The sequence below is a fragment of the uncultured Paraglaciecola sp. genome, assembly GCF_913020055.1.
GTDB lineage: Bacteria > Pseudomonadota > Gammaproteobacteria > Enterobacterales > Alteromonadaceae > Paraglaciecola.
Window position 1 is genome coordinate 39,759 of record NZ_CAJWCF010000021.1, and the last position, 8,020, is coordinate 47,778.

Annotated in this window: 7 protein-coding genes and 2 pseudogenes; 2 read left to right on the forward strand and 7 right to left on the reverse strand. The window is 40.8% G+C overall.

Translation table 11 applies throughout. The features are described from left to right. Positions 1-11: 11 nt before the first annotated feature. The gene (locus QZ488_RS06610; protein ID WP_293747045.1) at positions 12-920 is read left to right on the forward strand and encodes an alpha/beta hydrolase; all 909 of its coding nucleotides are present in this window, start codon (positions 12-14) and stop codon (positions 918-920) included. Here QZ488_RS06610 and QZ488_RS06615 read toward each other — a convergent pair. The 3 genes from QZ488_RS06615 to QZ488_RS06625 form a co-directional block, all read right to left on the reverse strand. Further along, complete coding sequence (locus QZ488_RS06615) at positions 913-1,695, reverse strand: SDR family oxidoreductase (RefSeq protein ID WP_293747046.1); 783 nt, start codon at positions 1,693-1,695, stop codon at positions 913-915. The two genes, QZ488_RS06610 and QZ488_RS06615, sit on opposite strands and share 8 nt — an antisense overlap. Positions 1,696-1,752: 57 nt before the next feature. Then, positions 1,753-2,019, reverse strand: coding sequence for a DUF1289 domain-containing protein (locus QZ488_RS06620; RefSeq protein ID WP_293747047.1), 267 nt, complete (start codon positions 2,017-2,019; stop codon positions 1,753-1,755). A 94-nt stretch (positions 2,020-2,113) separates the two neighbouring features. Then, entirely contained in the window at positions 2,114-2,821 is a 708-nt protein-coding gene (locus tag QZ488_RS06625; RefSeq protein WP_293747048.1) for a hypothetical protein, read from the reverse strand. A 235-nt stretch (positions 2,822-3,056) separates the two neighbouring features. Here QZ488_RS06625 and QZ488_RS06630 point away from each other — a divergent pair, with 235 nt between their 5' ends. Beyond that, complete coding sequence (locus QZ488_RS06630; RefSeq protein WP_293747049.1) at positions 3,057-3,830, forward strand: transporter substrate-binding domain-containing protein; 774 nt, start codon at positions 3,057-3,059, stop codon at positions 3,828-3,830. Between the two features lie 11 nt (positions 3,831-3,841). On the opposite strand, the pseudogene QZ488_RS06635 reads toward QZ488_RS06630, so the two are convergent. The 4 genes and pseudogenes from QZ488_RS06635 to aceE form a co-directional block, all read right to left on the reverse strand. Then, a pseudogene (locus QZ488_RS06635) lies at positions 3,842-4,099 on the reverse strand (M13-type metalloendopeptidase); the annotation flags it as partial. Between the two features lie 267 nt (positions 4,100-4,366). Continuing rightward, positions 4,367-5,788 (reverse strand): dihydrolipoyl dehydrogenase, encoded by a 1,422-nt coding sequence (gene lpdA / locus QZ488_RS06640; protein ID WP_293747050.1) that lies wholly within the window; start codon positions 5,786-5,788, stop codon positions 4,367-4,369. A gap of 121 nt (positions 5,789-5,909) precedes the next feature. Beyond that, positions 5,910-7,571: a dihydrolipoyllysine-residue acetyltransferase gene (gene aceF, locus QZ488_RS06645; RefSeq protein WP_293747051.1), complete on the reverse strand. Its 1,662-nt coding sequence runs from the start codon at positions 7,569-7,571 to the stop codon at positions 5,910-5,912. A gap of 26 nt (positions 7,572-7,597) precedes the next feature. Further along, a pseudogene (gene aceE, locus QZ488_RS06650) lies at positions 7,598-8,020 on the reverse strand (pyruvate dehydrogenase (acetyl-transferring), homodimeric type); the annotation flags it as partial.

Sequence of the window (8,020 nt, forward strand, 5' to 3'; positions counted from 1 at the left end):
TTGTAAAGCCTTTGAGTTCGATTGTCCACCACCCTGAGCAGCTGGCTTCAGCTAACGATATTCAGATTAATTACGATAGTTTCGGGGATAAAAGTCATCCTGCGATTGTATTGATCATGGGGTTAGCCACTCAAATGATTTATTGGGACGAAGAGTTTTGTAAATTACTTGCTTCACAAGGTTACTGGGTTATTAGATTTGATAACCGTGATATTGGCAAAAGTACTTGGTTGGATTCTTTGCCGGCCCCTTCTGTTGCGGCGTTACTGGCAAATGCCGTGTTTAAACGCTCCTTAGGCGCAGCTTATTTATTGTCTGATATGATGAATGACACTCTAGGCTTATTGGATGCCTTAAGCATCGAAAGTGCGCACATTGTGGGCGTGTCCATGGGCGGAATGATTGCCCAAGAAATCGCCATTCATCATCCTCATAGAGTTAAAACGTTAACCTCTATCATGTCTACCACTGGTAATAAAAAGCTGCCTAAACCGTCTGCGGCATTTAGTTTGAAAATGCTCAAACCACCGCCTAAAGATGTCAATAAAGCCATCACCTATGGCATGCATGTATGGCGGATAATTCAGGGGGATTTTTATCCATTTGACCAACAAAAAGTGCTTGGTTTGATAAAACGAGCATTACAAAGAGGTTTTAATCCTGCTGGCAATGGGCGTCAACTAGCCGCTATTTTGGACTCACCAGATAGAACTGCAGCTTTGCATACTTTAAAAATACCTAGCTTGATTTTACATGGAGAAAATGACCCTTTGGTACTTGTCGCCTGTGGGCATGCCACCGCTAATGCTATACCAAATTCCAAAATAAAGACTTATCCTGGAATGGGCCACACCATTCCAAGTCAATTATATAACGATATAACCAGACAAATACTGCAACACATTAAGCATGTTACTTAAAACGGGCAAACAAGCCGTTTACGCCGCGTACTAGCCATCTAGGATAGTGCGTGGCCCATTGTACTAATAGTTTATTTGCTACCTTGTCCAAAAATACCACATCCCCTTTCATGCTTGCCTTGTATGCTTGTGCAGCAAGTTCCATTGGGTCTGCTTTTAAAAATTTAGGAATGAATTTTTCCATGCCTTCGGCGTGACTGAGCATTTTAGTTTCTGTCATGCCTGGACATACGCAAGTGACACTTACACCCGTACCACGAAGTTCTTCGGCAATACCCTCTGAAAAAGATAAAACAAAGGCTTTGCTCGCCCCGTAAGCAGCAAAGTTAGGTGTTGGCATAAAGCTGGCGATTGAGCCCACATTGACTATTTTACCTTGCCCGCGATTGATCATAGGATTGATAAACTGTTGTGTCATATTGACTAAACTTTGGATATTCAACTGTAATAAGTTGTTGAGTTTTTGTGGATCGCTTTCACTTAATTTTTCCACTTGCATCATGCCGGCATTATTCACCAAAATATCTATTTTGATTTCTTTAAGAGCGATGGCTTCAAACAATTTTTGTGCAGCATCAACGGGAATGAGATCGGCAGCGAATACCTCAACCTCTACTGGATATTTAGCTTTTAGTTCCTGTGCAAATTCTTCAAGCTTGATTTTGTTACGAGCAACTAATACGAGATCATGCCCATTTTTCGCATATATTTCTGCAAAACTGCGGCCAATACCTTCTGATGAACCTGTAATGAGTGCGGTGTTAAGTTTGGACATGACGAACCTCTTTATTGATTAAACTGATTTGTGGAGGGAGCCTTTAGGCTAGCTGCATTATTTTTTTTGAGTAAATGAATCGTCTAAAAAGCCAAGTTGGTTTGAATCATCAGTTGGACTTTTTTTGTTTTTCCTCAATGCGTTTGCCCTTTTTTTGCGCACTGCACAAGCTTTAATTATTTTGCTCTGTACATCTTGTTCTAAGTTTATCCAATGTAATCTTTCCTCTCTGGAACGATAACAGCCAATACAGAAACCTTTTGCCCCAGACTGGCAAACTCCAATACACGGACTGGTAATTTCAAAGATTTCAATTTGCTTCAAAGTTTACCTCTGTAATTTATTCAACTTACTATAAGTCATTACTCACTCTCAAAACGTCCAGTCTATTTTTAGTCCTTTCTAATGGCGATTGGTATTACACCCGAGCTTTAGTACGATATTTAACCCTAGCATACCAAGGCTTTATTATAGAAAAATATATTAATAACAATCCTGTCATCGTAAACGCTAAAGACAGTAATGCAGCGATTATTAGAATAGGGTGATTAAAGTCTTCGCGTTCTTGATAGTCCATAATATGTAACATCCAGAAAAAATCATAGAGACGCCAGATATCGCTTCGCACCGAGGATATATCACCAGATTGTGGGTTGATATAAAACGTACTATTGATCCAGTCATCGAAATTGACTTGATATAAAGGTGTTGCCAAGTGCCTAACTTCAAAAGGGATTTGTTCTAAATTATAGATTGCTGCCACTTCAACCTGATTAACATGACGTGAGGTGGCAATACTGTTAATTTCAGTTTTGCTTAAATGCCCTACTGGCTGTCCGCTTGAGGGATCAAGCCATTTTGTTTGACCATCAAAACCAGTCGCTTTTATTATCCATTTATTCCCTCTTAGGTGCCAATTTATGCTTTGCCATTGATTGAGGGATAAGGTCTCACTTAGCACTGTGTTTTGCGGTTGTATGCTGTCGCTTATAGGGACAAGCAGATGTTTTCCCCTTACTTCTTCGATAGGCAATACACTCATAACCACGCCGCCACTTATCCATAACAACACTTGGATAGCGACAACAAAACCTAGCCATTTATGTACCTTACGCCAATATTTCACTCAACACCTCAGCTCACCATGTCTTAAAAAGGCCGCTATTAGCGACCACATTAAGTTACCAGATTTTAACTCTGTTGACCGATTTTCCTATCAACTTGGTATCTTTAAAATGGAATTCTTATTTAACACGCTTATCTATGTTTAGCCCCAACTTGTAATAATAAATTATTGGTTTAGGTAGGTTATTGCATTTTCAAATGAAATGAATAAGGTTAAGGTGAATGTATAATTTTTTATGGATATTTGCAGTATGCGCTGTGCCTTTCTTATTGCTTTTTTTTGTTTCACGCTTCTTTCTGTTGAAACACAGAGTAAAGAAAAGTGCTTGGACATGCATGTCATTCAAAATGCACCTTTGGGCTATTACAACAAGGATAATAAACTTGTAGGTATGCACACTGAAGTGCTTGAAGAGATTGAAGCCTTGTCTGGTATTTGTATGCGTATACGGTTAATGCCTTATGCCCGAATATGGAGAAGTATAGAAAATGGGCATCATGATGGAGGAATTGTATTTCGATCCCCTAAACGCTCTCATCTTGTTGAGTATGTTGCCCTTATTAAAAGCTTTAAAACTGTTGTCATTCCAAAAGTGGGTAAACAAATTCGAACATATGATGATTTATCATCGCTTATTATTGGTAAAACTCGCGGGACTCGTTTGAGCGATAAATTCGATAATGATGATAAATTGACAACCTTAGAAGTGACGAACTATAAGCAGGCAGTTAGCATGCTTAATATTGACCGTGTTGATGCAATTGCGGGCAGTGCCTTAGTCCTTTCCTACCAGCTCTCACAAAATAAAATTCCAGTGACAAGTGTTGACCCAACTAATAATTTTGTAATCGGAGAGCGTGAACAATGGTTGCAGTTATCTAAGCATTCTAAAAGTAAAGTGGATATTAGCCAGTTACGACATGCAGTAAAATTATTGATTGATAACGGCACCCTAAGTAACATCATGAGCAAGTATTACGGAGAAAATTGGCATCAAGTTAATCAGTAGGTGTTAAGTCAATCAATCACTGGTGCATCTTTGCCATTTAGTGACATCTGATACGCTTTGTAACCAATAGTCACACCTGCTAAATCATCGATGTTTTTGCCTAATACATCAAAAACTGGACCCTCTTTATCTGTCCATCAACTACGTAAGTTACTTTGACCATCATATTTTGATCTTTGGTGGTCAAATCCAAGACCAATTTTGTGGCCAATTACTGCGTCAATTGCTCCGTAATTACCGGCATCTTCTGGATTCATATCAAAGAAGGGAATCAGTTTACTGATTGCTGGAAGCAACTACAAAAACTGAAAAAAGTTAAGTATGAGGATTTGTTACAATGAATGCACTTGAGAAATGTAATCATTAAACCATAGAGAACTTGGCTACACAGAGGAGTAAATGGATTAAAATACCTAACTAATCGATGATTATTGGCTTTTCTGTGTGCTCTCCTTTTCCTCTGTGTTGGGAAAAACAAGTTAAATTTGAGCAATAAAAAAGGGCCAGACGGCCCTTTTTGTTAGAAATAAAATGTATTACTTTTTCTTAGCCTTGGCGTTAGGCAAGTCAGTGATACTACCTTCGTACATTTCAGCTGCTAGTCCGATTGACTCGTTAAGAGTTGGGTGAGCATGAATGGTTAATGCTATGTCTTCTGCATCTGCGCCCATTTCAATTGCTAAACCAATTTCACCTAACATTTCACCAGCGTTAATGCCTACAATGGCACCACCAATAATACGATGCGAGTCTTTGTCAAAGATTAACTTGGTTAAACCTTCTGTACGTGCAGATGCTATCGCACGGCCTGATGCAGCCCAAGGGAAAGTCGCCGCTTCGTATTTAATACCTTGTTCTTTGGCTTCTTTTTCAGTTAAACCTACCCATGCCATTTCTGGATCGGTATAAGCAACCGAAGGAATACATTTAGGGTCAAAAAAGTGTTTCAATCCTGAAATTACTTCAGCCGCTACATGACCTTCATGTGCTGCTTTGTGCGCAAGCATCGGCTGACCGATTACATCACCTAAAGCAAAAATGTTAGACACGTTGGTACGAAGCTGCTTATCAACATTGATAAAACCACGCTCATCTACTGCTACGCCGGCTTTTTCTGCGTCTACCATGCTGCCATTTGGACGACGACCAACCGCCACTAATACTTTATCGTATTTAACTGGCTCTGCTGGGGCTTGTTTACCTTCAAAAGACACATACAAACCATCTTTCTTAGCTTCAACACCTGTTACTTTGGTTTCAAGCATAACGTTAAATTTGTCTTTAACGTATTTTTGATAAACCTTTACCACGTCTTTGTCGGCTGCTGGCACTAACTGGTCAAGAAACTCAACCACGTCAATTTTTGAACCCAGTGCACGATAAACAGTACCCATTTCTAAGCCGATGATTCCGCCACCTAGGACTAACATTTTTTCAGGAATGTCGGCCATTTCTAGTGCGCCAGTTGAATCGATTACGCGAGGATCATCTTGTGGAATAAAGGGCAGACTCACTGGCTCAGAGCCAGCTGCAATAATAGCGTTATCAAAGGTAATAGTGGTTTTACCGTCTTTACCTTCCACTTCTAGAGTATTGCTTCCAGAGAATTTGCCATAACCTTGTACGTGTTTTACTTTACGCATTTTAGCCATACCAGATAAACCTTTAGTTAACTGGGTAACTACGCTGTCTTTCCATCCACGTACTTTGTCTAAATCGATGGTGGGTTCACCAAAAGTGACACCGTGACCGGCCATCTCTTTGGCATCGTCAATGACTTTGGCTACGTGTAATAGTGCTTTTGATGGTATACAACCCACGTTCAAGCACACGCCGCCCAATGTTTCACGAGCATCTACTATCACTGTTTCTATACCTAAATCTGCAGCACGAAAAGCAGCTGCATAGCCTCCTGGGCCTGCACCTAATACTACTAGTTGAGTCTTAATTTCGCTCATATGATCCTCAAATTCTGTTTTTGAACAACATGTTTTGCCCGTTGTGCAAGTAACATGTCGTGAATGAATTCAGCCTTGTTGGCTTAATAATAGGTAACAGTATACTGCTACCTATTGTTCACTAAAGTATTATTCTACGTAAATCAGTTAAATTTGCAGCAACTTCAGTAGAAAAACGAGCACCTACCGCACCATCAATTACTCGGTGATCGTAAGACAAACTTAACGGCACCATCAATCGGGGTTCAAATTCCTTGCCATTCCACTTAGGTTTCATCTCTGATTTAGAGACGCCTAATATAGCAACTTCAGGCGCATTAACAATGGGCGTAAACGCTGTACCACCAATACCGCCTAAGCTTGATATAGTAAAAGTACCCCCTTGCATATCCGTTGCTTTTAACTTGCCTTCACGGGCTTTGACTGAGGTTTCAATTAACTCTTGTGACAGTTGCTCAATGCCTTTTTTATTGACGTCTTTAATAACGGGAACCACTAAACCGCCTGGGGTTTCTACCGCGATACCAATATTAATAAACTTCTTAAGAATTAAACTTTCGCCATCATCAGATAATGAAGAGTTAAATGCCGGGTATTTTTCAAGGGCTTTAGCAACTGCTTTCATAACAAAAACTAAAGGTGTAATTTTTAATCCAGATTTGATTTTTCCATGGTAAGCATTTTGCTCTTTGCGGAAATTTTCAACATCAGTGATATCGGCTTCGTCAAACTGGGTAACATGCGGGATAGTGGCCCAGTTACGGTGTAAGAAGGGGCCAGATATCTTTTGAATACGAGTTAAGGGTAATACTTCAATCTCACCAAACTTGGCATGGTCAACCGGTTTAACCGAGGCAATTTGTAAAGCATTACCACCACCAGCTGCATTGCCACTGGCTGTGCGTGGTTTGGCCAATTCTGCTTTCACATAAGCTTGCACGTCTTCTTTAAGAATTCGCTTTTTCGGCCCAGACCCTGCGACTTGGCTTAAATCTACACCAAATTCTCTCGCTACTCTGCGTACTGAAGGTGAAGCGTGGGCTTTACCACCAGTTGATTGAGTAGGTTCCGCTGGCACAGGTGCGGCTTTTGCTGGAGCAGGTGTTGTAACTGCTGGTTTTTCTGCTGCTACTGCAGGAGCTTCTGCCACAGGTGCAGCTTCAGTTGCTGCTGGAGCACCACCGGCGGTTTCAAGCTTAATAACAAGCGTGCCTTGCTTAACTTTATCGCCACTTGATATGTAGACTTCTTTGACTGTTCCAGCGTGAGTCGATGGCACATCCATAGTCGCTTTGTCTGTTTCTAAAGTGATTAAACCGTCTTCTAGTTCAATTACATCACCAACAGATACCAATACGTCAATCACATCAACTTCGCCATCTTCACCTATATCAGGCACAGCTACGTCAACAAGTTCACTTGCAGTGTTCGCTACTGGAGCTGCTGCGGGTGCTGGTTCAGCTGATTTTTCAGCCGCTGCAACTGGTGCTTTTGTTGGTGCTTCTTTTACCGGCGCTGCTTCCTCCGATTCAGCTGAAGCTGAACCGGCTGCTTTAATTTCACCAATGACATCACCTTCTTTGATTTTGTCACCTACTTTGACCGATAAACTGGTTAATTCACCAGCGAAAGGTGCAGGGATATCCATTGATGCTTTATCAGTCTCAACGGTAACAATACCTTCGTCGGCTTCTAGTGTGTCGCCAACGGCGAAACAAATTTCGATTATTTCAACTTCTTCGCCGCCTACATCGGGGACTAGAATTTTTTGAATATCAGACATATGTAAGACTCCTTATCTAGTCACAATTAGGCGTAAAGTGGATTGATTTTATCTGCATTGATCTCAAAGCGTTCAATTGCCTCAGTTACAACACTCTTCTCAACTTCGCCACGTTTAGACAACTCATACAAAGAAGCCACTACTACATAAGCAGCATTCACTTCAAAGTGAGTACGAAGATTCGCACGACTATCACTGCGGCCAAAACCGTCGGTACCTAAACAGCGATAATCAGTGTCGATGAACGCACGAACTTGATCTGAATAACCTTTAATATAGTCAGTCGCAGCAATTGCTGGACCAGCGTCTTTAGTAATGACTTGACCAATGTGCGCAGTCAAAGGTGTTGCTTCTGGATTTAACATATTCCAGCGAACCACGTCTTGACCTTCACGGGCTAATTCATTGAATGAAGTAACAGAATAAACATCAGAAGAGACATTGTAGTC